This is a genomic window from Pseudomonas glycinae (genome assembly GCF_001594225.2).
Lineage (GTDB): Bacteria > Pseudomonadota > Gammaproteobacteria > Pseudomonadales > Pseudomonadaceae > Aquipseudomonas > Aquipseudomonas glycinae.
In genome coordinates, this window is sequence record NZ_CP014205.2 from 853,543 (window position 1) to 874,807 (window position 21,265).

The 21,265-nt window shown below is 61.9% G+C and carries 16 protein-coding genes; 7 read left to right on the forward strand and 9 right to left on the reverse strand.

What is annotated here, in order from left to right; translation table 11 throughout:
• The first annotated feature begins 727 nt into the window (after window positions 1-727).
• From AWU82_RS03880 to AWU82_RS03910, 7 genes are all read left to right on the forward strand, one after another.
• Window positions 728-1,888 (forward strand): efflux RND transporter periplasmic adaptor subunit, encoded by a 1,161-nt coding sequence (locus AWU82_RS03880; protein ID WP_064383950.1) that lies wholly within the window; start codon window positions 728-730, stop codon window positions 1,886-1,888.
• Window positions 1,885-4,986, forward strand: a complete 3,102-nt coding sequence (locus AWU82_RS03885; protein WP_064383951.1) for a multidrug efflux RND transporter permease subunit — start codon at window positions 1,885-1,887, stop codon at window positions 4,984-4,986. Before AWU82_RS03880 ends, AWU82_RS03885 begins: the two co-directional genes overlap by 4 nt.
• A gap of 8 nt (window positions 4,987-4,994) precedes the next feature.
• Window positions 4,995-5,672 carry a heavy metal response regulator transcription factor gene (locus AWU82_RS03890; RefSeq protein ID WP_064383952.1) on the forward strand — a complete coding sequence of 226 codons (678 nt, stop codon included), beginning with the start codon at window positions 4,995-4,997 and terminating at the stop codon, window positions 5,670-5,672.
• The gene (locus AWU82_RS03895) at window positions 5,662-7,026 is read left to right on the forward strand and encodes a heavy metal sensor histidine kinase (RefSeq protein WP_064383953.1); all 1,365 of its coding nucleotides are present in this window, start codon (window positions 5,662-5,664) and stop codon (window positions 7,024-7,026) included. The genes AWU82_RS03890 and AWU82_RS03895 overlap by 11 nt, the downstream gene beginning before the upstream one ends.
• A gap of 208 nt (window positions 7,027-7,234) precedes the next feature.
• Window positions 7,235-7,456, forward strand: a complete 222-nt coding sequence (locus tag AWU82_RS03900) for a hypothetical protein (RefSeq protein WP_041475427.1) — start codon at window positions 7,235-7,237, stop codon at window positions 7,454-7,456.
• 196 nt (window positions 7,457-7,652) lie between these two features.
• The gene (locus AWU82_RS03905; protein WP_064383954.1) at window positions 7,653-8,969 is read left to right on the forward strand and encodes an OprD family porin; all 1,317 of its coding nucleotides are present in this window, start codon (window positions 7,653-7,655) and stop codon (window positions 8,967-8,969) included.
• Between the two features lie 108 nt (window positions 8,970-9,077).
• On the forward strand, window positions 9,078-10,583 hold the full coding sequence (locus AWU82_RS03910; RefSeq protein WP_064383955.1) for a sensor domain-containing diguanylate cyclase: 1,506 nt from the start codon (window positions 9,078-9,080) through the stop codon (window positions 10,581-10,583).
• A 201-nt stretch (window positions 10,584-10,784) separates the two neighbouring features.
• On the opposite strand, the gene lpxC is transcribed toward AWU82_RS03910, so the two are convergent.
• The 9 genes from lpxC to murD all read right to left on the reverse strand — a co-directional run bounded on the left by lpxC (window position 10,785) and on the right by murD (window position 21,263).
• The gene (lpxC, locus tag AWU82_RS03915) at window positions 10,785-11,696 is read right to left on the reverse strand and encodes a UDP-3-O-acyl-N-acetylglucosamine deacetylase (protein ID WP_007956752.1); all 912 of its coding nucleotides are present in this window, start codon (window positions 11,694-11,696) and stop codon (window positions 10,785-10,787) included.
• A gap of 112 nt (window positions 11,697-11,808) precedes the next feature.
• Window positions 11,809-13,005, reverse strand: a complete 1,197-nt coding sequence (ftsZ, locus tag AWU82_RS03920; protein ID WP_007956754.1) for a cell division protein FtsZ — start codon at window positions 13,003-13,005, stop codon at window positions 11,809-11,811.
• A gap of 67 nt (window positions 13,006-13,072) precedes the next feature.
• A complete protein-coding gene (gene ftsA, locus AWU82_RS03925; RefSeq protein WP_007956755.1) occupies window positions 13,073-14,332 on the reverse strand; it encodes a cell division protein FtsA in 1,260 nt (419 codons plus the stop codon).
• A 15-nt stretch (window positions 14,333-14,347) separates the two neighbouring features.
• Window positions 14,348-15,214, reverse strand: a complete 867-nt coding sequence (locus AWU82_RS03930) for a cell division protein FtsQ/DivIB (protein WP_007956757.1) — start codon at window positions 15,212-15,214, stop codon at window positions 14,348-14,350.
• Window positions 15,215-15,218: 4 nt separating this feature from the next.
• A complete protein-coding gene (locus AWU82_RS03935; protein ID WP_064383956.1) occupies window positions 15,219-16,193 on the reverse strand; it encodes a D-alanine--D-alanine ligase in 975 nt (324 codons plus the stop codon).
• On the reverse strand, window positions 16,190-17,650 hold the full coding sequence (gene murC / locus AWU82_RS03940) for a UDP-N-acetylmuramate--L-alanine ligase (RefSeq protein WP_011335862.1): 1,461 nt from the start codon (window positions 17,648-17,650) through the stop codon (window positions 16,190-16,192). Before murC ends, AWU82_RS03935 begins: the two co-directional genes overlap by 4 nt.
• Window positions 17,643-18,713, reverse strand: a complete 1,071-nt coding sequence (gene murG, locus AWU82_RS03945; RefSeq protein WP_064383957.1) for an undecaprenyldiphospho-muramoylpentapeptide beta-N-acetylglucosaminyltransferase — start codon at window positions 18,711-18,713, stop codon at window positions 17,643-17,645. The genes murC and murG overlap by 8 nt, the downstream gene beginning before the upstream one ends.
• Window positions 18,703-19,920, reverse strand: a complete 1,218-nt coding sequence (gene ftsW / locus AWU82_RS03950; RefSeq protein WP_064383958.1) for a putative lipid II flippase FtsW — start codon at window positions 19,918-19,920, stop codon at window positions 18,703-18,705. Before ftsW ends, murG begins: the two co-directional genes overlap by 11 nt.
• Window positions 19,917-21,263 (reverse strand): UDP-N-acetylmuramoyl-L-alanine--D-glutamate ligase, encoded by a 1,347-nt coding sequence (gene murD / locus AWU82_RS03955; RefSeq protein ID WP_064383959.1) that lies wholly within the window; start codon window positions 21,261-21,263, stop codon window positions 19,917-19,919. Before murD ends, ftsW begins: the two co-directional genes overlap by 4 nt.
• Window positions 21,264-21,265 lie beyond the last annotated feature (2 nt).

The following is a 21,265-nucleotide window of genomic DNA, read 5'->3' on the forward strand; positions in this document are numbered from 1 at the left end:
GCGTGAGCGGAGTTTAAAGAGCCCCCAAAAGGATACGACCAGTGCCTTTTTGGGACAGGTCGACTAACGGATCACCCCTCCCGATCTACCCAAAAGCACTACAGCAACAAACGGTACACCCAACACATATCCAAACATCCGAAAATGGAACGCGGAGCGTCCCGGGCGGCATTCCCACGCGGAGCGTGGGAACGATCAAAACAAAAGCAGTCCGTTTTCTGCTTCTGTCTTCAGCTCTCCGCTCTCCGCTCTCCGCTCTTCACCACTCAAAACGATGAGCGTTAGCTCGAGTACCGCTTTTGACGTGCCGGCCCCATCGGAAGGCTGAGTGGAGGGATTTATCCGGGGGTGGGAGCGCAGCGACCGTGCGGCGCAGCCGCATGCATCGAGAGGAGGTGCAGCGAAGCAAACCGTAGGCGATGCCCCCGGATCAATCCCGTAACGAAGGAACGCCGAGCCACAGCGAGGCGCCGAACGCAGGGGCCAAGACCTTTGGTTACTTTGGGGCGTTTGCCAAAGTGACCCGCTGTAAGAGCGGAACCGCCAGCCGCAACACCCAAAGAAACGGATATTCACCCAAACCCAAAACAGCCTGGTCGGCCCAAAGGCCGCCAAGTCAAAAGCCGAAACTGACAGCGCCGTCAGCCAGCCGTCACCCTCCTGACCCCCAAACAAGTTTATAAAGACAAAACCTGCCCAAACCCCGTCCCCCTGGCGCCCCACAAGCATGCAAATCCAGAAGAAAAAGGCCCTGCTCGCCACCCTGCTGATCGCCCTCGCAGCCGCCGGTCTGTGGTACGCATACAAACCCGCCCCGGCCAAACTCGCAACCCCCACCGCCATCCCGGTGCGAGTCGTCGCCGTCAGCGAAAAAGACGTCCCCCGCTACACCAGCGGCATCGGCTCGGTTCTCTCGCTGCACAGCGTCGTGGTGCGCCCACAGATCGACGGCATCCTCACCAAACTCCTGGTCAAAGAGGGCCAGTTGGTCAAACAGGGCGACCTGCTCGCCACCATCGACGACCGCTCGATCCGCGCCAGCCTCGACCAGGCCCGGGCGCAACTGGGCGAAAGCCAGGCGCAACTGCAAGTCGCTTTGGTCAACCTCAAGCGCTACAAACTGCTCAGCGTCGACGACGGTGTATCGAAGCAGACCTACGACCAGCAGCAGGCACTGGTCAACCAGCTCAAGGCCACCGCCCAGGGCAATCAGGCCGCGATTGACGCGGCACAGGTACAACTTTCCTACACCCAGATTCGTTCCCCGGTCACCGGCCGCGTCGGGATTCGCACGGTCGACGAAGGCAACTTCCTGCGCATGACCGACACCCAGGGTCTGTTCACCGTGACCCAGATCGACCCGATCGCCGTCGAGTTTTCCCTGCCCCAGCAAATGCTGCCGACCCTGCAAGGTCTGATCAGCGATCCGCAGCGCGCACAGGTCAAGGCCTACATCGGCGCCGACACCGACGGCGAAACCGGCAACCTGCTCGGCGAAGGTCACCTGACCCTGATCGATAACCAGATCAACGCCAACACCGGCACCATCCGCGCCAAGGCCGAGTTCGACAACCCCAACCAGAAACTCTGGCCCGGCCTGCTGGTGACGGTAAAGATTCAGACAGCACTGGATAAAGATGCGCTGGTGGTTCCGCCCACTGTCGTACAACGCGGACTCGATCAACACTTCGTGTACCGGGTCAACGGCGACAAGGTTGAAGCGGTGCAGGTGCAGATGGTTTATCAGGGCAGCGGTCAGGACATCATCAAGGGCGTGAAACCCGGCGACGTGTTGGTCAGTGATGGCCAGTCGCGGCTCAAGCCCGGTTCGACCGTGCAGGTCATGAGCGAACCGCCGCAGGTGGTGCAAGCGGAGCCCAAGCCATGAAGCAGCACAAAGGCGTTTCGACCTGGTGCATCGATCACCCGGTGGCGACGATTCTGCTGACCATCGCGCTGGTGCTGGTCGGGGTGATTGCCTTCCCGCGCCTGCCGATTGCCCCACTGCCGGAAGCGGAATTTCCGACGATTCAAGTCTCAGCACAGTTACCCGGCGCCAGCCCGGACACCATGGCTTCTTCCGTGGCCACGCCGCTGGAGGTGCAATTCAGCGCCATCCCCGGCATGACCCAGATGACCTCCAGCAGCGCGCTGGGCTCCACGTTGCTGACCCTGCAATTCACCCTCGACAAGAGCATCGACACCGCCGCCCAGGAAGTGCAGGCCGCGATCAACACCGCCGCCGGCAAACTGCCGAAAGACATGCCGACCCTGCCGACCTGGAAGAAGGTCAACCCGGCCGACAGCCCGGTGCTGATCCTCAGCGTCAGCTCCACGCAAATGCCCGGCACTGAACTCAGCGATCTGGTGGAAACCCTGCTCGCGCGTCAGATCAGTCAGATCGACGGTGTAGGCCAGATCAACATCACCGGTCAGCAACGTCCGGCAATTCGCGTACAGGCCTCGGCCGACAAACTGGCGGCCATCGGCCTGACCCTCGCCGATATTCGTGTGGCGATCCAGCAGACCAGCCTCAACCTCGCCAAGGGTGCGTTGTACGGCGACTCAAGCATTTCCACGCTGTCGACCAACGACCAGTTGTTCCACCCCGAGGAATACAGCCAGCTCATCGTTTCCTACAAGGACGGCGCCCCGGTTCACCTCAAGGATGTCGCGAAAGTCGTCAACGGTTCGGAAGATGCCTACGTGCAAGCCTGGGCCGGCGATCGACCGGGCGTGAACCTGGTGATCTCGCGCCAGCCCGGCGCCAACATCGTCGAAACCGTGGACCGGATTCAGGCCGCCCTGCCCGGCCTCGAAGCCATGCTGCCGGCCTCGGTGCAGGTCAAAACCCTGATCGATCGCACCCAGACCATCCGCGCCTCGCTGCATGAAGTGGAAATCACGCTGCTGATCGCGATCCTGCTGGTGGTGGCGGTGATGGCGCTGTTTCTGCGCCAGTTGTCGGCGACGATGATTGTGTCGGCGGTGCTCGGTGTGTCGCTGACCGCCAGTTTCGCGCTGATGTATTTACTCGGCTTCAGTCTGAACAACCTGACGCTGGTGGCCATCGTGGTGGCGGTAGGTTTCGTAGTCGACGACGCCATCGTGGTGGTGGAAAACATTCACCGCCATCTGGAGGCCGGCGACAGCATGCGCGACGCCGCGATCAAGGGCGCCGGCGAGATCGGTTTCACCGTGGTGTCGATCAGTTTCTCGCTGGTGGCGGCGTTCATTCCGCTGCTGTTCATGGGCGGTGTGGTCGGGCGCCTGTTTAAGGAATTCGCCCTGACGGCCACCTCGACCATCATGATTTCCGTGTTGGTATCGCTGACGTTGGCGCCAACACTGGCAGCGCTGTTCATGCGCAAACCGGTGCATCACGCCCATGACAAACCGGGCTTCAGTGAACGCCTGCTCGGCTGGTACGAAAAAGGCCTGCGCCGCGCCCTCGCTCACCAGAAATTGATGATCGGCGTGTTCGGCATTTCCGTGGCGCTGGCGATTGGCGGCTACGTGTTTATCCCCAAGGGTTTCTTCCCGGTGCAGGACACCGGTTTCGTCCTCGGCACCACCGAAGCCGCCGCCGATATCTCCTACAGCGACATGGTGAAAAAACACCTGGCGATGGCCGAAATCGTCGCCGCCGACCCGGCAGTCCAGGCGTTTTCCCACTCGGTCGGCGTGTCCGGCAGCAACCAGACCATCGCCAACGGACGCTTCTGGATTGCCCTGAAAAAACGCGGAGACCGCGATGTTTCGGCCAGCCAGTTCATCGACCGCATTCGTCCGCAACTGATGAAAGTCCCCGGCATCGTGCTTTACCTGCGCGCCGGCCAGGACATCAACCTCAGCTCCGGCCCAAGCCGTGCGCAGTATCAGTACGTGCTCAAGAGCAACGACGGGCCGACCCTCGCCACCTGGACCCAGAAACTCACCGAAAAGCTACGTAGCATCCCGGCGTTCCGTGACATTTCCAACGACCTGCAACTGGGCGGCAGCATCACTCACATCAGCATCGACCGCAGCGCCGCCGCGCGTTTCGGCCTGACGGCGAGTGATGTCGACGAGGCGCTGTACGACGCCTTCGGCCAGCGGCAGATCAACGAGTTCCAGACCCAGGTCAACCAGTACAACGTGATCCTGGAACTGGACACCAGACAGCGCGGCAAGGCCGAAAGCCTCAACTATTTCTACCTGCGCTCGCCGCTGAGCGGAGAAATGGTGCCGCTGTCGGCGCTGGCCCGATTCGACGCACCGACCATCGGCCCGCTGTCCATCGCCCACGACGGCATGTTCCCGGCCGCCAATCTGTCGTTCAACCTGGCGCCCGGCGTGGCACTGGGCGACGCGGTCATCCTGCTCAATCAGGCCAAGGCCGAGATCGGCATGCCGACCGCGATCAGCGGCAACTTCCAGGGTGCGGCCCAGGCGTTCCAGAGTTCGTTGAAAAGTCAGCCATGGCTGATTCTCGCGGCACTGGTGGCGGTGTACATCATCCTTGGCGTGCTCTACGAGAGCTTCGTCCATCCGCTGACGATCATCTCGACCTTGCCGGCGGCGGGTCTCGGCGCGGTGATCATGCTGTGGATCTGCGGGCAGGACTTTTCGATCATGGCGTTGATCGGGTTGGTGCTGCTGATCGGTATCGTGAAGAAGAACGGCATCCTGATGATCGACTTCGCCCTGGAAGCGCAGCGTCATCGCGGCTTGTCGCCGCAGGATGCGATTTTCGAGGCATGTATCACGCGGTTCCGGCCGATCATCATGACCACCCTCGCCGCGCTGCTTGGCGCCCTGCCGCTGATGCTCGGTTACGGCACCGGCGCCGAACTGCGCCAGCCGCTGGGAATCGCAGTGGTGGGTGGGCTGCTGGTCAGCCAGATGCTGACGCTGTTCACCACGCCGGTCATATACTTGTGGCTTGAGCGGCTGTTCCACAAGCCCAAACCTGCGCCCGTCGCGGCGCTGGCAACGACAGACTGAGGCGGGTCATGCGCGTTCTGATTATCGAAGACGAAGAGAAAACCGCGGACTACCTGCACCGCGGCCTGACGGAACAGGGTTACACCGTGGATCGGGCCCGCGACGGCGTCGAGGGCCTGCATCTGGCGCTGGAAAGCGACTACGCGGTGATCGTTCTCGACGTGATGCTGCCGGGCCTCGACGGCTTCGGCGTGCTGCGCGCGTTGCGTGCGCGCAAGCAGACACCGGTGATCATGCTCACCGCCCGCGAACGGGTCGAAGACCGGATCCGCGGCCTGCGCGACGGCGCCGACGATTACCTCGGCAAACCGTTCTCCTTCCTCGAACTGGTGGTGCGCCTGCAAGCGCTGACCCGGCGCAGTGGCGGCCACGAACCGGTGCAAGTGAGCATCGCCGATCTGTGGATCGATCTGATCAGCCGCAAGGCCACCCGCGCCGGCACCCGGCTGGATCTGACCGCGAAGGAGTTTTCGCTGCTCAGCGTGCTGGCCCGGCGTCAGGGCGAAATCCTCTCGAAAACCGCGATTGCGGAAATGGTCTGGGACATCAATTTCGACAGCGACGCCAACGTGGTCGAAGTCGCGATCAAACGCCTGCGGGCCAAGCTCGACGGGCCGTTCGACGAGAAACTGCTGCACACCATACGTGGCATGGGATATGTGCTGGAGAGCCGTGGTGTCCAGTAATTCCATCGCCCTGCGCCTGAGCGGGATGTTCACGCTGGTGGCGCTGCTGGTGTTTTTGTTGATCGGCGGCGCGCTGTATCAACAAGTGGACAAAGGCCTGGGTCTGTTGCCGGAAGCGGAACTGGATGCACGTTACAGCGTGCTCGAATCCGCGCTCAACCGCTATGGCACTCCTGAGCATTGGGTGAAGATCAACGCCAAGCTCAAGCTGCTCGGCGAAGAGGACAAGCGCATCCGTTTCTGGGTGGTCAGCGGCAATCCGGGCTACGAGTTCGGCGAGCCGGATGCCTTGATCCGCGCGTTCGCCCAAGGCCCGCTGGGCATGCGCGATCTGCAACTGCCCGACCATCCCTACCCGCTGAAAGTGCTGCTCACAGAACTGCCGGCCAAGGATCAGCGCCCGCCCCTGCGCTTCATGATCGGCATCGACACCGAGACCTTTCATCAGACCCAGCATCAGTTGCTGATCGCGCTGGTGAGTCTGGCGGTGATCGGTGTGCTGCTGGCGTCGGCATTGGGTTACTGGGTGGCGCGGATCGGCCTCAAGCCGCTGATCAAACTGTCCCAGGAAGCCCAGCGTCTGGCGCCGCCGTTGCGGGCCGGGCGCCTGCGTCTGTCGCCGTTGCCGCCGGAACTCGAGCAATTTGTCGACTCGTTCAACTCGACGCTGGAGCGGGTTGAACAGGCTTATTCTCGGCTCGAATCCTTCAACGCCGACGTGGCCCATGAGCTGCGCTCGCCGCTGACCAACCTGATCGGCCAGACCCAGGTCGCCCTGACGCGCGGGCGCTCTGCCGAGCATTATTTCGAAGTGCTGCAATCCAACCTCGAAGAGCTGGAACGCCTGCGCTCGATCATCAACGATATGCTGTTCTTGGCCAGCGCCGATCAGGGCAGTAAAGCCACCAAACTGACCTCAACGTCGCTGGCCGATGAAGTGGCGACCACCCTCGAATACCTCGACTTCATTCTCGAAGATGCGCAGGTCCAGGTGCGGGTAAGCGGCGACGCGCGGGTACAGATCGAGATCGCCCATCTGCGCCGGGCCTTGATCAATCTGTTGAGCAACGCGGTACAACACACCGCGCCGGGACAAGTGATCGAGGTGCAGATCGCGGTCGAGGACCATCAGGTCAGCATCGGCGTAGCCAACCCCGGTTCGCCGATTGCCAGCGAGCATTTACCGCGCTTGTTCGAGCGTTTCTACCGGGTCGATGCGTCGCGCAGCAACAGTGGCAACAATCACGGGTTGGGGCTGGCGATCGTCAAGGCGATCGCGTTAATGCACGGCGGCGATGTGTTTGTGCGCAGTGATCGCGGGATGAACACCTTCGGGATCCACCTTCCGGTCTGAGCCCACCCCTCATCGTTCCCACGCTCTGCGTGGGAATGCCGCCCGGGACGCTCCGCGTCCCTCTCAAGCCGAGCCCGGAAACGACTCTCCCGCTGATCTTTGCTTCTGCTGTAACAGTCATTTATGAAAATCACGCTGTTTCCCAACCCCCGGCAACCTTATCTTTGCCCGCACCAAACAGCACTTGCCAAGCAAGAAGGTTTTCAAGATGTCCAACAGTATGGGTATTGCCAGCGCTTTCGTTTTGTCCTCATTGATCCTGTCGCCGCTGGCGATGGCTGAAGAATCGCAGACGTTCGTAGCGCAAAATGCCGCTCGCGCTCACGCATTCGAACAGCATCAGGCAGAAGTGATGGCCAAGGCGCAGGACGCTACGCAAGCCCCACAGGCCGCAACTTCGCAGGCTCAAGCTTCCGAGAAAGACAGCTGAGTCGCGCACCGCGCAACGTTTCCCTCGACGCGGTTGTTTGGCTCTTCCCGTTCAACCGTCGTCCTTGCAGGCCGCTGATATTCAGCGGCCTTTTTTCGTTGTGGTCTGAACGCTGTCTGGTTCGTCTTTAACAACTGGAAACATCCCGCACCTCAAGACATTGAAGTGTCAGTTGACCCAAGGAGCTTTACCGCACGTGCGTTACCCAGTTCGCTTCACCCCGCTGTTCATTGCAATTGCCGCAACGATTGCCCCCACTGCCCACGCCGCCGAATCCGAGAAACAGGGTTTCGTCGAAGGCGCGAGCCTCAACCTCAATGCCCGCAACTACTACATGAACCGCAACCGTCTGCAGCAGACGGACGACAACATCGAGTGGGGCCAGGGTTTCCTCGGCAAATTCGAGTCGGGTTACACCGAAGGCACGGTCGGTTTCGGCCTCGATGCCCACGCCATGCTCGGTCTGAAGCTCGACGGCGGTGGCGGCACCGACAACTCCAGCATCCTGCCGGTCAGCGACGGCAGCGGCAAAGCGCCGGGCTCGTTCTCCACGGCGGGCGGCACCCTGAAAATGCGTGCGTTCGATACCGAGCTGAAGGCCGGCGACCTGTTCCTTGCCAACCCGGTGATCGCCGGTGGCGAGACGCGCATGCTGCCGCAGACCTTTCGCGGCCTCAGCCTGACCAACCACAGCTTCGACGGCTGGATGATCGAAGGTGGTCAGGCCAGCTTCACCAAACCATACAATCAGAGCGGCCACAAACGCATCGGCACCTCTTACGGCACCCTAGCCGACGGCGACAAGAGCCAGCACCTGAACTGGGCCGGCGTGGCCTGGAGTGGTGTCGAAGGCCTGACCAGCAGCCTGTATGCCTCCGAGTTGAAGGACATCTGGAACCAGTACTACTACGACCTCGACTACACCAGGGCACTGAATGATCGGGTGACCTTCAACCCGGGCCTGCACTTCTATCACACCCAGGACACCGGCGACGCGCTGCTGGGCAACATCGACAACAACACCTACAGCCTGCATTTCACCGTGGGCATCGGCAGCCACAGCGTTACCGCCGCGTATCAGCGGGTCAACGGCAACACGCCGTTCGATTACATCAGCCAGGGTGACAGCGTTTACCTCGACAACTCGCAGCAGTATTCGGACTTCAACGGCCCGAACGAGCGTTCGTGGAAGCTCAAGTACGCCTACGACTTCGCCGGCGTCGGCTTGCCGGGTCTGACCTCGTCGCTGTCCTACTCGCGCGGCACGCTGGACCTGACCAAGGTCGATCCGCACAGCAAGGGTTACGCTTCGTGGTACAGCGCCGAAGGTCGCAACGCCAAGCACTGGGAACGCGACATCGACCTCAAGTACGTGGTGCAAAGCGGACAGGCCAAAGACCTCGCGGTACGCCTGCAATGGGCGACCAACCGCGGCGGCAACGGTTACGGCGCAATCGATACGGACACCGATGAATACCGTGTGATCATCGACTACCCGATCAACGTCTTCTAAGATCGGCACTACGATAAAAGGCCAGCCTGACGCGCTGGCCTTTTTCTTGCCTGTGGCAGCGAGCGGGTACAACTACGCTTAGAAGAATCTCCAATCGAAAACCGGACCATGATCGCGAGCCGCACCCCTACCGTTCCCGGCACGACCGGACGCTCCGAGCTGCTGTTGATCCTTGGCAGCCTGCTGAGCGTGATCGCGATTGTGTGCATCGTGACGTTCCTGCTGATCCGTGAACGCGCCAACGCCCAGGAATCGGCGACCCGTAGCGCTACCACCATCGCCCAGTTGATCGATGCCGATGTGCTGCGCACTGTCGAGCTGTATGACCTGACGCTGCAAGGGCTGATTGCCGCTGCCCAGCGTGACGACCTGAAAGATGTGTCGCCGCAGATCCGCCATCTGGCGTTGTTCGATCGCTCCACCACGGCGCGCTTCAAGGGCGACATCCTGCTGCTCGACAAGCATGGCGAAGTGATCGCCGATTCCTCACGGGTCGATCCGCTGCCAGGCAATTTCGCCGACCGTGACTACTTCCTCGCCCACGCCTTCAAACGCGACACCGGCATGTTCATCAGCCGTCCGTTCAAGCCCCGCTGCGACTGCGATGACGCGGACCAGTGGCGGATCAGTTTCAGTCGGCGCATCTCGTCGGACATCGGCGAGTTCCTCGGCGTGGCCGTGGCGTCGATGAAACTCGATTACTTCGATCAGCTGTTCAACAGCCTCGACATCGGCATCGACAGCACCCTCAACATCATCAATAACGACGGCATCCTGCTGGCACAGAAGCCTTATCTGCAGAGCGATTCGATCGGCAAGAGCTTTGCCGCGCGGCCCAATGTGGTGCGGATCCTGCGCGACAGCAACGGCAATGGCAGTTTCAACAGCATCTCGAGCATGGATCATCAGCAACGGCTGTACACCTACTCGCGGGTCGGCAATCTGCCGCTGACGGTAATCGTTGCCCTGTCCAGCGAGGAAGTGTTCGGCGCGTGGCGACGCACGGCGATCCTGATCAGCGGCGCCACCGGCGTGTTGTGTGCCGGCCTGCTGTGGCTGACCTGGCTGCTCGCCCGGGAGCTGCGCCTGCGGCATCGGGCCGAACATGAACTGGCACAACTCGCCGCAACTGATGCCCTGACCGGGGTCGCCAACCGGCGGATGCTCGACCAGTCGCTGCGCCACGAGTGGTTCCGCGCCCAACGCTCGGGCCAACCCCTGTCATTGCTGATGATCGATGCGGACCACTTCAAGGCCTTCAATGACCGGCATGGACATCAGGCCGGGGATCAGGCGTTGCGTGAACTGGCGAGAGTGATCACCGCCAATGTGCGGCGTCCGGCGGATCTGGTGGCGCGGTATGGCGGTGAGGAGTTTTCGGTGATCCTCGCGGAAACCGACAGCGTCGGGGCGCAGCAGATCGCCGAGCACATTCGTGCAGCGGTGGAGCAATTGCCGAGCCTGAATCAAGACCAGTCACCGATGACCGTGAGCGTCGGTATCAGTACCTGGACGGCGACGAGCGAAATCAGTCTGGAACAACTGTTGTTCGCGGCGGATCGGGCGCTGTATCAGGCCAAGGAAGGTGGCCGGAACCAGGTCGTCGTGGCTTGATGGGGGTTTTGGCCTTTCCGGCCTCATCGCTGGCAAGCCAGCTCCCACAGAGTTTTGGGTGTATTGAGGATCTTTGGATAACTGGAGAACCTGTGGGAGCTGGCTTGCCAGCGATGAGGCCGGTACAGCCAATGCAAAACCAGCAGGCATAAAAAAAGGCCACCCAAAGGTGGCCTTCAAAAAACTAGAGAGGTTTTTTACTTACACCGCCGCAACCGGGCGCATGTAAGAGATTGGTGCAGTGCTGGCGTCTTCGAACGTCACGACTTCCCAGGCATCTTTCTGCTCAATCAACTTGCGCAGCAGCTGGTTGTTCAGTGCGTGGCCGGACTTGAAGCCCTTGAACTCACCAATCAGGCTGTTGCCCAGCAGGTACAGGTCGCCAATCGCATCGAGGATCTTGTGCTTCACGAATTCGTCTTCGTAGCGAAGGCCGTCTTCGTTCAGTACGCCATCGGCATCGACCACGATCGCGTTTTCCACGCTGCCGCCGAGTGCGAGGTTGTGCTTGCGCAGGTACTCGATGTCACTCATGAAACCGAAAGTACGGGCGCGGCTGACTTCTTTTACGAACGAAGTGCTGGAAAAATCCACGCTTGCACTTTGGGTGCGATCCCGGAAAACCGGGTGATCGAAATCGATCTCGAAGCTCACCTTGAACCCTTCGAAAGGGACGAAAGTGGCGCGCTTGTCGCCGTCTTCCACTGTCACTTCACGCAGGATGCGGATGAATTTCTTGGCGGCGTCCTGTTCTTCCAGGCCAGCCGATTGAATCAGGAATACGAAAGGTCCAGCGCTGCCATCCATGATCGGGACTTCAGACGCGGAGAGCTCGACGTAGGCGTTATCGATGCCCAGGCCAGCCATGGCCGAGAGCAAGTGCTCCACCGTGTCTACCTTCACGTCACCGTTGACCAGCGTCGTCGACATGGTTGTCTCGCCGACGTTGGCCGCGCGAGCCGGTATCTCGACAACCGGATCGAGATCGGCACGACGAAAGACGATCCCGGTGTCGACAGGTGCAGGCTTGAGGGTCAGGTAAACCTTCTCCCCGGAGTGCAGACCTACACCGGTGGCACGGATAATATTTTTCAGTGTGCGTTGTTTAATCATGGCATGGGCCGCTTCAGCGCAAATTGCGAACTGGTATCAACAAAGGCTGGCGATGATAGCAGACCGAGCCTTTGCTGAACACCAATCACCTGAATACCCCTGATACATTTCATCAATCGGCCTGACGACGCAGGAAAGCCGGGATGTCCAGGTAGTCCAGGTCATCTTGCGGATTCATCTTCGCGGCAGTCGCAGCACCGGCCTGAGCCTGGTTGCGCATGACGGTCGGACGGTCCAGGTCACGGTAATTCACCGCTGGCTGTTCCTGACGAGCGGGTGCCGGTTGCTGCACTTGAGCAGCCGCCATCGAGGTGTGAACGGTGTTGTCGATGACCTTCACAGGCTTCTCGATTTTTGCGCCCAGACCAGTGGCAACCACGGTCACGTGCAGTTCATCGCGCATGTCCGGATCGATAACGGTACCGACCTTGACCATTGCGTGCTCGGAAGCGAAGGCTTCGATGATCGAACCCACGTCGGAGTACTCACCCAGGGACAGGTCAGGACCGGCAGTGATGTTCACCAGGATGCCGCGTGCGCCTTGCAGGTTCACGTCTTCCAGCAGCGGGTTGCGGATGGCCGCTTCGGTCGCTTCACGTGCACGGTTCGGACCGCTGGCGCAGCCAGTGCCCATCATCGCCATGCCCATTTCGCTCATCACGGTGCGTACGTCGGCGAAGTCGACGTTGATCATGCCCGGACGCTTGATGATGTCGGAGATACCGCGAACGGCACCGGCCAGTACATCGTCAGCCTTGGCGAAAGCCGACAGGAGGCTTGCGTCCTTGCCGAGGATGGTCAGCAGTTTTTCGTTCGGAATGGTGATCAGCGAGTCGACGCTTTCCGAGAGCATGCGGATGCCTTCGTCGGCGATCTGCATACGCTTGCGGCCTTCGAACGGGAACGGACGGGTCACGACCGCAACGGTCAGGATGCCCATTTCCTTGGCCACTTCGGCGATGATCGGCGCAGCACCGGTACCTGTACCGCCGCCCATGCCGGTGGTGATGAACACCATGTTGGTGCCGGCCAGCACTTCAGCGATGCGCTCGCGATCTTCCAGCGCAGCCTGACGGCCGACTTCCGGGTTGGCGCCGGCGCCCAGGCCTTTGGTCACGCCGGTGCCCAGTTGCAGAATGGTGCGCGCGCCGATGTTTTTCAGCGCTTGAGCATCGGTGTTGGCGCAGATGAATTCCACGCCTTCGATGTTGCTCTTGACCATGTGATTGACAGCGTTGCCGCCGCCACCGCCAACACCGATAACTTTGATTACCGGGCTTGCGGGGATGTTGTCTACGAGTTCGAACATTTTCCCTCTCCTTACATTCTCTAGTTTTTTCGCCTACTGCTGTTTGTTGCGGTGCTGCGGTAAAGCGTTAGAAGTTGCCTTGAACCCACTTCTTCAAACGGTCCAGCAACGGCGCCTGCGGCTCATCGTTGCTGTAGCTGTCGCGGCTGCCGATGCCCGAGAACGAGATCCCGTCGGACTGCTTCTGCAGGCCGTACATCAACAAGCCGACGCCAGTGGAATAAATCGGGTTGCGTACCACGTCATCCAGCCCCTTCACGCCATGCGGCACGCCCAGGCGGACCGGCATGTGGAAGATTTCTTCGGCCAGTTCCGTGGCGCCTTCCATTTTCGAGGTACCACCGGTCAGCACGATGCCGGCCGGGATCAGGTCTTCGTAGCCGCTGCGACGCAGCTCGGCCTGGATCAGGGTGAACAGTTCGTCGTAACGCGGCTCGACCACTTCGGCCAGGGCCTGACGGGACAGTTCACGCGGCGGACGGTCGCCGACGCTCGGCACCTTGATGGTCTCGCCGGCACCGGCCAGTTTGGCCAGGGCGCAGGCATAGCGGATCTTGATCTCTTCGGCGTACTGGGTCGGGGTGCGCAACGCCATGGCGATGTCGTTGGTCACCTGATCACCGGCAATCGGGATCACGGCCGTGTGGCGGATCGCGCCTTCGGTGAAGATCGCGATGTCGGTGGTGCCGCCGCCGATGTCGACCAGGCACACGCCCAGCTCTTTTTCGTCGTCGGTCAGGACCGAATAGGCCGAGGCCAGTTGCTCGAGAATGATGTCGTCGATTTCCAGACCGCAGCGACGCACGCACTTTTCAATGTTCTGTGCGGCGTTGACGGCGCAGGTGACCACGTGAACCTTGGCTTCCAGACGCACGCCGGACATGCCCAGCGGCTCGCGCACGCCTTCCTGGTTATCGATCACGTAATCCTGCGGCAGGGTGTGCAGCACACGCTGGTCGGCCGGGATCGCCACGGCCTGGGCGGCATCGAGTACACGCTCCAGGTCCGCCGAGCTGACTTCGCGATCACGGATCGCGACGATGCCGTGGGAGTTCAGGCTGCGAATGTGATTGCCCGCCACACCGACGAACGCCGAGTGAATGCGGCAGCCCGCCATCAGTTGGGCTTCTTCGATCGCGCGCTGGATCGACTGCACGGTGGACTCGATGTTGACCACCACGCCTTTCTTCAGGCCGCGGGACGGATGAGTGCCGATCCCGACGATTTCCAGCGAGCCGTCGTCCGCAACCTCGCCGACCAGCGCCACCACCTTGGAGGTGCCGATATCGAGACCGACGATCATTTTGCCGCTTTGCACGTTTGCCATGGGTCCTGCCTCTTCTTAATTCTTTGCGACAGCGGGTTGGGCTGTCGTCGGCGCTACTGGTTCCCGCCAGCCAACAGCAAGGCCGTTGGCGTAGCGCAGATCGATGCGCGCAATGTTCGTAATCTGTTCTTTGAGCGTCTTGTCATAGATGGCAATGAAGCGGCGCATCTTTTCCACCAGGTTGCCGCGTCCCAGCAGCAGCTCGATCCCGGGGCCGGAACTGCCGGCACCGGTGGTCAGGAACCAGCTGCCACGTTCACGCAGCTCCAGCCGCGCAATCGAGAAGCCCAATGGCCGGAGCATCTGGCTCAGCACCTGGTATTGCTGCATCACTTGCTGCTGGGCCCGCTGCGGACCGAACAGCTGCGGCAGGTGTTCGTAGTTCGCCAGTTCCTTGGGCGTGAACGCCTGGCCCTGGTTGTTGAGCAACGACTCGTCGCCCCAACGGGCCACCGGCAGTTGCTCTTCGAGGCGGATCACCACCTGGTCCGGCCACACCCGACGTACTTCGGCGTGGGCGATCCACGGCATCTGCTCAAGCTCTGTTCGCATGCTCGCCAGGTCGATGGTGAAGAAGCTCGACGCCACGTACGGGGCGATCCGCTGCTGCACCGCCTGCTGGCTGATGTAACTCAGGTCGCCCTGCACCGCGATCTTGGTGATCGGCCGGTCGGCGTACGGCAGCAATCGCTGCGCGCCTTCGTAAGTGCCGAACCCCAGGGCCACCAGCAGCACCGGCCAGAACAGACCTTTCAAGAAGCCGAAGTTGGCTTTTGGCAGGCGCGCGGACATCGGCTCTTTGGCCACCATTCGGCTGGCACCCCGCGGCACCGGCTTGCGGCCGGGTGCGGGTGGCTGATGTCTGAGCTGTGCGCCTTGCATGGTCTTAACCTCGCGCCTCTTTCTTGCCATCGGCATCGACACTGGCGGCCAGAATGGCCAGGACCAGTTGCTGGAAATCCAGACCGGCCGCTTTCGCCGCCATCGGTACCAGGCTGTGGTCGGTCATGCCGGGAGCGGTGTTGACTTCCAGGAACCAGAATTTGCCGTCGGCGTCCTGCATCACGTCCGCCCGGCCCCAACCGGCGATACCCAGCGCCTCGCAGGCTTGCGCCGTGAGGTCCATGAGTTCTTTTTCCTTGGCGGCATCGAGCCCGCACGGAATCCGATACTGGGTATCGTTGGCGATGTACTTGGCGTCGTAGTCGTAGAACGTGTGTGGCGTACCCAGGGCGATTGGAGGCAACACCTGGTCACGCAGGGTGGCGATGGTGAACTCGGGACCGTGGATCCATTGCTCGACCAACACTTGCGAATCGTAGGTACTGGCCGCTTTCCATGCGTCGATCAACTCGGACGCGGAAGTCACTTTGGCCATCCCGATACTTGAACCTTCATGCGCCGGTTTGACGATCAAAGGGAAGCCCAGTTCCGTCGCCGCCGAAATACAATCGGCCTCGCTGCGCAGCACGGCGTGACGCGGCGTCGGAATCCCGAGCGTGTGCCAGACCTGCTTGGTGCGCAGCTTGTCCATCGCCAGTGCCGAAGCCAGGATGCCACTGCCGGTGTACGGAATGCCGGCCACTTCGAGCAGGCCTTGCATGCTGCCGTCTTCACCGCCGCGACCGTGGAGGATGATGAACGCACGGTCGATCTTTTCGCTCAGCAGGCGCTGCAGGATATCGGCACCGACGTCGATGCCGAACGCGTCCACACCCGCGCTTTGCAGCGCGGTGAGCACGGCGTTGCCGGACTTCAGCGAGACTTCACGCTCGGCACTCAGGCCACCGAACAGCACGGCCACCCGGCCGAAATCCTTCGGGGCGATGGTGGAGAACAGGTTGGCGTAGGCAGCAGTCATTTCAACTTCCCCTCGACCGATGCCGCCACGGCACCGGCGAACAACTCGCTTTTCAACAGTTTCGGTGCGAGGCCACCGATATCACCGGCGCCCTGGCACAACAGAATGTCGCCGGCGCGCAGCAGCGGCTTGACCAGCGGCGCCAGATCGACGCCGCGCTCGATGTAGATCGGATCGAGCTGACCGCGCTGGCGGATGCTGTTGCACAGTTTGCGGCTGTCGGCCCCCGGGATCGGCTCTTCGCCGGCCGGATAGACTTCCATCAGCAACAGCACGTTGGCATCGGCCAGTACATTGACGAAATCGTCGTACAGGTCGCGGGTGCGGCTGTAACGGTGCGGCTGGTAGACCATCACCAGACGGCGCTCCGGCCAGCCACCACGCACGGCTTTGATGACTGCTGCCACTTCGGTCGGGTGATGACCGTAGTCGTCGACCAGCATCACGTTACCGCCGTCCACCGGCAGTTCGCCGTAGACCTGGAAGCGTCGGCCGACACCCTGGAAGCCGGACAGGCCCTGGACGATGGCCTCGTCGCTGACGCCTTCGTCGGTGGCGATGCAGATGGTCGCCAGGGAATTGAGCACGTTGTGATTGCCCGGCATGTTCACGGACACATCAAGAGGCTCGCGATCAGGGCGCAGCACGGTAAAGAAGGTCTGCATGCCCTGCTGACGAACATTGATCGCGCGCACGTCGGCGTCTTCGCTGAAGCCATAGGTCACGGTCGGACGTTTGACCAGCGGCAGGATTTCACGCACCACCGGATCATCCAGGCACATCACCGCCAGACCGTAGAACGGCAGGTTGTGCAGGAACTCGACGAAGGTTTTCTTCAGCTTGTTGAAGTCACCGTCGTAGGTCGCCATGTGGTCGGCGTCGATATTGGTGACCACGGCCACCAACGGCTGCAGATGCAGGAAGCTTGCGTCGCTTTCATCGGCTTCGGCGATCAGATAACGGCTGGTGCCGAGCTGGGCATTGGTGCCCGCAGCATTCAGACGGCCACCGATGACGAAGGTCGGATCCAGGCCACCGGCCGCGAACACCGAAGCGATCAGGCTGGTGGTGGTGGTTTTGCCATGGGTACCGGCGACGGCGATGCCGTGGCGGTAGCGCATCAGTTCGGCGAGCATTTCGGCACGCGGCACCACCGGGATCCGGCGTTCCAGCGCAGTTGCGACTTCCGGGTTGGACGTATTGACGGCGCTCGACACCACCAGCACATCGGCGGCAGCGGCGTTCTCGGCACGGTGGCCGATGAAGATCTGCGCACCGAAGGATTCCAGGCGCTCGGTCACCGGCGAAGCTTTCAGGTCCGAACCGGACACTTCATAGCCCAGGTTCAGCAGCACTTCGGCGATGCCGCACATGCCCACGCCACCGATGCCGACGAAGTGGATGCGACGGATGCGGCGCATTTCCGGTTGCGGCATGGCTTTCTGATTCTCAACCATGGGCCACCTCCAGACAGGTATCGACCACGCTACGGGTGGCTTCGGGTTTCGCCAGACGGCGGGCCGCTTGGGCCATTTGTTCGAGTCGTTGCGGTTGCATCAAGACCTCTGTCAGGCGCGCGGCAAGGTCCGCGGCGCCAGTCGTTCTTTGCGGCATCAGGAAGGCAGCGCCTTCACGGGCCAAATAATCGGCGTTGCGAGTCTGGTGATCGTCGATCGCGTGGGGCAAGGGCACCAGCATCGAGGGCAGACCGGCGGCGGCCAGTTCACTGATGGTCAATGCGCCGGCGCGGCACACCACCAGGTCAGCCCAGCCATAGGCCTGGGCCATGTCTTTGATGAACGGCTGCACCTGCGCGTCCACGCCGGCGGCGCGGTAGCGCTCTGCAGTCACTTCATCGTGGTTTCTGCCCGCCTGATGGAACACTTCCGGACGCAAGTCGGCAGCGACTTGTGCCAGGGCTTCAGGCAGCAACTTGTTCAACGGCTCTGCGCCCAGGCTTCCGCCCAGGATCAGCAAACGCGCCTTGCGTCCGGCCAGGGCCGGGCGCGGTGTTTCGAGGAACAGCTCGCTGCGCACCGGGTTACCGGTGGTACGGCGGCTGTCCGACAGGGTAAAGGTGTCGGGGAACGCTTCACACACCCGGGCGGCGAACGGCACCAGCAACCGATTGGCGGTGCCGGCCACGGCGTTCTGCTCATGAACGATCACCGGCACGCCGGCCAGTTTGGCGGCAAGACCACCGGGACCGGTCACATAGCCGCCGAATCCGACCACGCACACCGGACGCAAGCGGCGAATGATCGCCCGCGCTTGCCATACCGATTTCAGCAGCATGAACGGCGCCTTGAGCAGCGACAGCTTGCCCTTGCCACGCAGGCCACTGGCGTTGATGCGGTGCAGTTCAATACCTGCCGCCGGCACCAGATCGTTCTCGATCCCGCGCGGCGTGCCGAGCCAGTGCACGGTGTAGCCGCGCGCCTGGAATTCGCGGGCACAGGCCAGCGCCGGGAACACGTGGCCACCGGTGCCGCCGGCCATGATCAATACGTTAGCGCCCATGGTTCGGCTCCTCGGCGAAGTCGCTCTCATGGAATTCCATCTCTTCACTGCCCAGGTGGGTCCGGCTCTCCCACTCGATCCTCAGCAACAGGCCAAGGCAGGCGCAGCAGATCACAAGGGAACTGCCGCCGTAACTGAGGAACGGCAAGGTCAGGCCCTTGGTCGGCAGCAGACCGACGTTCACGCCGATGTTGATCAGGAACTGGCCGATCCACAGGAACGACAGACCATAGGCAACATAAGCGGCAAAAAACTGTTTGGCTTTCTCGGCCCAAAGACCGATGTACATGCCGCGAATACACACGAACACGAACAGCGCCACGGTGCACAGCGAACCCACGGCGCCGAGCTCTTCAGCCAGCACCGAGAACACGAAGTCGGTGTGGGCTTCCGGCAGATAGAACTGCTTCTGCACGCTGTTGCCCAGGCCAACGCCCAGCCATTCACCGCGACCGAACGCGATCAAGGCTTGCGACAATTGATAACCGGCGCCGAACTGGTCGGCCCAAGGGTCGGCGAAGTTGGTCAGACGCGCCATCCGGTACGGCTGCATCTGGATCAGCAACACCACCGCACCGACGGCCAGTACCACCATCAGCGAGAACCGGAACAGCCCGACCCCGCCGAGGAACAGCATCGCCGCCGCCGCGCCCATCATCACGACGGTGGCACCGAAGTCCGGCTCCATCAGCAACAGGCCCGCCATCGGCAACAGCACGATGAACGGCTTGAAGAAGCCCATCCAGCTCTCGCGCACTTCTTTCTGGCGACGCACAAGATAACCGGCGAGGTAGATCACCACGAACACCTTGGCGATCTCGGACGGCTGAACGTTGAAGAAGCTGAAACCGATCCAGCGCATCGAACCGTTCACCTCACGGCCGATCCCCGGGATGATCACCATCACCAACAGGCCGAAAGCACCGATCAGCATCATCCAGCCCAGGCGCTGCCAGGTGGCGATCGGGATCATCATCGTGACGATGCAGGCACCCAGGCCGAGCACCACGTAGATCAGGTGACGAATCATGTAATACAGCGGGCTGCCCGACTGCACGGCCGCCACTTCGGTGGAGGCCGAGGCGATCATGATCAGGCCCAGACCGAGCAACGCCAGGCAACCGGCGAGCATCGGGAAGTCGAGGTCGATTCCGCGTCCGGTAATGAGCGGCGACGGGTATGGCTTGATGATGTTTCTCAAGCTCATGCCAGATCCTCCACGGCGCGGACGAACTGGTGACCACGGTCTTCGTAGTTCTTGAACATGTCGAAACTGGCGCAGGCCGGCGACAGCAGCACCACGTCACCCGGTTGGGCGGCGGCGCGGCATTGGGCGACCGCGTCGACCAGCGTAGTGGCGCGAATCAGCGGCACGGCATCGCCAATGGCTTCGCCGATCCTGTCGGAGTCGCGGCCCATCAGGATCACGGCGCGACAATGGGCCGCCACCGGATCGCGCAGGTCCTTGAAGTCGGCACCCTTGCCGTCGCCACCGGCGATCAGCACGACCTTGCCGTCGATGTCCGCGCCCAGACCTTCGATGGCCGCCAGTGCGGCGCCGACGTTGGTGGCCTTGGAATCGTTGTAGTAACCGACGCCGTCCAGCTCACGTACCCACTGGCAACGGTGTTCGAGGCCGGCGAAGGTGCGCAGGGCCGCGAGCATGGCGTCGAACGGCAGCCCGACCGCGTGGCCGAGCGCCAGCGCCGCCAAGGCGTTGGACTGGTTGTGGGCGCCGCGAATCTTCAGTTCGCGCACCGGCATCAGGTTCTGGAATTCGAAGGCCAGGTACTTCTCGCCATTCTCTTCGCGCAGACCGAACGCCTTGAAATCCGGTTGGGTCAGGCCGAAGGTCCAGCACGGCTGGCCCTCGCCCATCAGCGGACGGGTCAACGCATCCTGACGGTTGACCACGAACTGCTTCGCACCCCGGAAGATCCGGTGTTTGGCCAGGTGATAGGCCGGCAGACCGCTGTAACGGTCCATGTGGTCTTCGCTGATGTTGAGCACGGTCGCCACTTCGGCGTTGAGCTGGTCGGTGGTTTCCAGCTGGAAGCTCGACAGCTCCATCACGTACAGCTCGACGTCATCGCTGAGCAGATCCAGCGCCGGCGTACCGAGGTTGCCGCCCACGGCCACGCGCTTGCCGGCCGCAGCCGCCATCTCGCCGACCAGGGTGGTGACAGTGCTTTTCGCGTTGGAACCGCTGATGGCCACAATCGGCGCCTTCGCGTTACGCGCGAACAGCTCGATATCGCCGGACAGCTTCACGCCACGGGCCGCGGCGGCTTGCAGGGCCGGGGTCGCCAGCGCCAGGCCGGGGCTCACGTAGAGCTCGTCGGCACGGCACAGGAACTCGACGTCCAGCTCGCCACAACGCACTTCCACGTGCGGATAGTCACGCTGGAGCGTGGCCAGTTCCGGTGGATTTTCCCGCGTGTCGGCCACGGCAAACGCCACGCCCCGGTTCGCCAGGAAGCGAACCAGGGACATGCCACTCTTGCCGAGGCCGACAACGATGCGGAAGTGGTCAGAAGCGATCAGAGACACTC

Bases quoted from the DNA above. Each gene is read 5' to 3' on its own strand.
- AWU82_RS03880 (WP_064383950.1), top strand. From the start codon at position 728: ATGCAAATCCAGAAGAAAAAGGCCCTGCTCGCCACCCTGCTGATCGCC.
- AWU82_RS03885 (WP_064383951.1), top strand. From the start codon at position 1,885: ATGAAGCAGCACAAAGGCGTTTCGACCTGGTGCATCGATCACCCGGTG.
- AWU82_RS03890 (WP_064383952.1), top strand. From the start codon at position 4,995: ATGCGCGTTCTGATTATCGAAGACGAAGAGAAAACCGCGGACTACCTG.
- AWU82_RS03900 (WP_041475427.1), top strand. From the start codon at position 7,235: ATGTCCAACAGTATGGGTATTGCCAGCGCTTTCGTTTTGTCCTCATTG.
- AWU82_RS03910 (WP_064383955.1), top strand. From the start codon at position 9,078: ATGATCGCGAGCCGCACCCCTACCGTTCCCGGCACGACCGGACGCTCC.
- lpxC (WP_007956752.1), bottom strand. From the start codon at position 11,696: ATGATTAAACAACGCACACTGAAAAATATTATCCGTGCCACCGGTGTA.
- ftsZ (WP_007956754.1), bottom strand. From the start codon at position 13,005: ATGTTCGAACTCGTAGACAACATCCCCGCAAGCCCGGTAATCAAAGTT.
- ftsA (WP_007956755.1), bottom strand. From the start codon at position 14,332: ATGGCAAACGTGCAAAGCGGCAAAATGATCGTCGGTCTCGATATCGGC.
- AWU82_RS03930 (WP_007956757.1), bottom strand. From the start codon at position 15,214: ATGCAAGGCGCACAGCTCAGACATCAGCCACCCGCACCCGGCCGCAAG.
- AWU82_RS03935 (WP_064383956.1), bottom strand. From the start codon at position 16,193: ATGACTGCTGCCTACGCCAACCTGTTCTCCACCATCGCCCCGAAGGAT.
- murC (WP_011335862.1), bottom strand. From the start codon at position 17,650: ATGGTTGAGAATCAGAAAGCCATGCCGCAACCGGAAATGCGCCGCATC.
- murG (WP_064383957.1), bottom strand. From the start codon at position 18,713: ATGGGCGCTAACGTATTGATCATGGCCGGCGGCACCGGTGGCCACGTG.
- ftsW (WP_064383958.1), bottom strand. From the start codon at position 19,920: ATGAGCTTGAGAAACATCATCAAGCCATACCCGTCGCCGCTCATTACC.